The organism is Leyella stercorea (assembly GCF_021531355.1).
Lineage (GTDB): Bacteria > Bacteroidota > Bacteroidia > Bacteroidales > Bacteroidaceae > Prevotella.
Window position 1 is genome coordinate 1 of sequence record NZ_JADYTS010000130.1, and the last position, 3,183, is coordinate 3,183.

The 3,183-nt window shown below is 41.4% G+C and carries 4 protein-coding genes; all 4 read right to left on the reverse strand.

All coding sequences use genetic code 11. The features are described from left to right. Positions 1-114: 114 nt before the first annotated feature. Genes I6E38_RS14480 through I6E38_RS14495 form a run of 4 tightly spaced genes read right to left on the reverse strand, consistent with a single transcriptional unit; the run spans position 115 to position 2,448 of the window. Positions 115-885 (reverse strand): hypothetical protein, encoded by a 771-nt coding sequence (locus tag I6E38_RS14480; protein WP_235394651.1) that lies wholly within the window; start codon positions 883-885, stop codon positions 115-117. A gap of 45 nt (positions 886-930) precedes the next feature. Then, positions 931-1,245 carry a hypothetical protein gene (locus I6E38_RS14485; protein ID WP_235394652.1) on the reverse strand — a complete coding sequence of 105 codons (315 nt, stop codon included), beginning with the start codon at positions 1,243-1,245 and terminating at the stop codon, positions 931-933. 20 nt (positions 1,246-1,265) lie between these two features. Continuing rightward, positions 1,266-1,640: a helix-turn-helix domain-containing protein gene (locus I6E38_RS14490; RefSeq protein WP_235394653.1), complete on the reverse strand. Its 375-nt coding sequence runs from the start codon at positions 1,638-1,640 to the stop codon at positions 1,266-1,268. Next, positions 1,624-2,448 (reverse strand): hypothetical protein, encoded by an 825-nt coding sequence (locus I6E38_RS14495; RefSeq protein WP_235394654.1) that lies wholly within the window; start codon positions 2,446-2,448, stop codon positions 1,624-1,626. The genes I6E38_RS14490 and I6E38_RS14495 overlap by 17 nt, the downstream gene beginning before the upstream one ends. Between the last annotated feature and the right edge of the window lie 735 nt (positions 2,449-3,183).

Genomic DNA, 3,183 nt, shown 5'->3' on the forward strand with positions numbered 1-3,183 from the left:
TACGTAAACTTCATTAACGACAAGCCCATTGGCAGAATTAAGTATGCACTAAATTAATTCCGCCAACAGGTTAAATCTTCTTTTTGCTTTCATTTTCTATCCGTGTTTTATGGGTTACTGATGATGATTAATAAAAGGTAAGCTGAATCCCAATCTTACTCCACTTTCCCACAAGAAGTTGTTCTTATGCAGATGTTCCGGCATTCCGTCCATACGTTCGCCAGTAAGACGGGTCAGACCGGAATAGATGCCCAATTTCAGACATGAGGTCAGTAGGTAGCCCACCTGCAAGTCTGCGCCATAACCCAAATGCCAGTTGGTTGAACCTTTCATCACTTTGGCTTTATCGGCTATAGTATGGATGTCAGCTTTGGTCGTTACTGCATATATATGAGGTGAAACAGCCAAATCCCATCGGCTGTCAGCTGTTTGAGGGAACAACCCAAGGAGATTGATATTCACTCTTGCCCCATATTGTCCCATCCTGACATGGCTTTTCAGATTGGCATATTCCCAACTGTCCATGCCTAAGACACCTGCCTTGTAAAGCACGCCGTCGCTACCCAACCAATAGTTACGTTCTACGCAGCAGTCTTGTGCAGACAAGTTCATCTCTCCATACTTGGCAGATAACTCAGCCGAGAAGATGGAGTTGAAACGATAGCCCCCATATAAGCCAGCAGCCCAACCAAGATGCGTCTTGTCATGTCCGAAACTTGAGAAAGTAGAGAAACCGAAAGGCATTCCACCCTCTACTCCTACATACCAGCCTTGCTGACCGGTCTTTCCATCTTCTTTTACTTCTGCTCTCGCAAAAGAAAAAGGAAGAATAAATGCAAGTATTGCAACCAGCAATCGGTGTTTTGTTGTCAAATGATTTTTCATATTATTTCGTTTATTTTTTATCGTAATGTCCATTCTATCCGAAACTCATACCAGGAAATACAAGAGGTTTGTCAGGAAGATAAATATGGATGCCAACAGTAAATAGATATAAAAGCGTTCTCTCTTGATGAAGTCACGAAAGCTATAGCGAGCCTTCCAATGATCCTCAAGATACATCCTGTACTCATGTATCATGGCATATCCGAAGATGATGCCTAACATGAGTGCAGCCACCCCGATAATAATCAGGGCCAATTCTATCCTTGGCATGGTTTCAAATATTTCTTTCATCATGCCACAAAAATAGTGTTTTTCATTAAAAAGAGGTGTCCACTTGCCATGTCCAAGTGTCGCGTTCATACCAAAAAGGTGTCGCATTCCTACGAATGCAACACCTTTTTGGCGTTTTGTGAGACTCTCCACTCTGTTGGCGAACAGCCTTCTTTGGTCTTGAAGATGCGGTAAAGATGAGTGCGACAAGAGAATCCACACTCGGCTGAAATGATGTCGTTGCTATAATCTGGATATTCCAACATCATCTTTTTTACTGCGTTGAAACGTATCTCGCTGAGCCATATTCGGAAGTTAGTGTGTAAGCATTGGTCGAAGAACTGACTCAGTTCGTTCTTAGATATACAGAGCGAGCGTGAAAGCATAAGCATATTCACGTTGCTATCCTTATAGCCCATATTTGCACACCAGTCGTCAAGGCTCTTCTGGATGAACGCTCTGCGCTCATCAGAAATCAGAAGCAAAGGTTTGGTGGGGTTGTCCGATGAATTCTGTTGATTGTCGGAAATAGTATTTACCCCCCATTTCTTTTTTTACGATAATTGCCGAGCAGTTGCTCTGCTCTTCCTTATACAAGAGTTCTTCGGTAGGGACATAACTGCTGCCGAGAGCGATAAACGTAAGATTGAAGAACAGCAGGGCAAACAATACGACAGGACCTACTATATATAATAAGGTGGTGGAAAAGATGGCAATCGGCATAGCGAGAACTGCGAGCCATAGAATGACTACACTTGCACGCGAATATCTTACGTAAGGCAACAAATCCGTTGCCGCCATTGTCTCCAACATATTCTTACGCCTGATCATCTCCTGAATAATCATGTATATGCAATAGAAAACACTTACGCAAAACAGAGTCAGCATCAGATAAAGCCCCTCTCTGATATACAGGCTATGATGAAGACTGATACCCACGCAAAAGACCGCAATGATGGCAGCATAAATGCCACTACACATCAGTATCATCTTTCTGAGGTTAGCACGGGTGGTTTCTATGTTGTAGATTCCCATGGAGATAAGCGAGAAGCAGGGGGTATAGAGGATAATGTTGATGACCGCCCCTAAATTATCGTGCATAGCACGGAAGCCGAACCCCATCTGCAGCACATATTGTATCGCCAGTCCTATCAGGGCAGCAACGATCATCCATCGAGAACGCTCATACCGCTTGTTCTCCCATCTTACATGCAGATGAGAGAGTGCCACGATGAAGGCATTGATGAGCATGAATATAAAACATGCAAACTGAAGTAGAAATAATGAATCCATATGCTTGCAAAAGTACTACAATAATTTTAAGAAAAGGTACAAACTTCTCAAAAAAATAGAAAATAACCATCGCCCGGAGCACGCTCCGCAATACAATATTTGCATTTCTATCGCTCAATACTGTGAGTTGAGCGAGCGAAGAAATCTTTGGTTCGAAATTCTTGAGTTTTGGGCGTGCAGGTGTTATTATGCTTATTGTCAGTGTATTATATATGGTAATGAGTGTGAATGTGCAAAAAAATGATGAGTGAAAAAGCTCCATTTCATTCCAAATGTACTACTTTTGCCTTCCATTTGGGCTACATTTGCAATGCAATTAGGCTACAGTTGACTTGCAAATGTAGTCCTTTTGCAATGCAAAGAAGCTCCTATTGAAGAGTTGAAGAGTCACCGACGCTGTTAAACACCATAAAAAACGCTTCTGAAATCTCTAAAACCAAATTTTTATTTGTAATAATTTTTTACTGCATGTACGATATTTGCATGGTGAAAACGTGCTTTCGCCTTGATTTCGGTCAATTATGAGCTAAAAATGCAACTTTTTTGAAACTTTTTCGCCGAAACTCTTGCATGGAACAACTTTTTGTTATACCTTTGCATCCGCTTTCGAGAACGAACGAAACCTCAAGCTAAACGAGTTAAGTTCGTGTTAAGATTGCATGAAGAAAGAGTTCTTTGAAAAGATTTACATAAACAGACAAGTAGTACAAGAAGCAAGTCTTACATTATTTATAA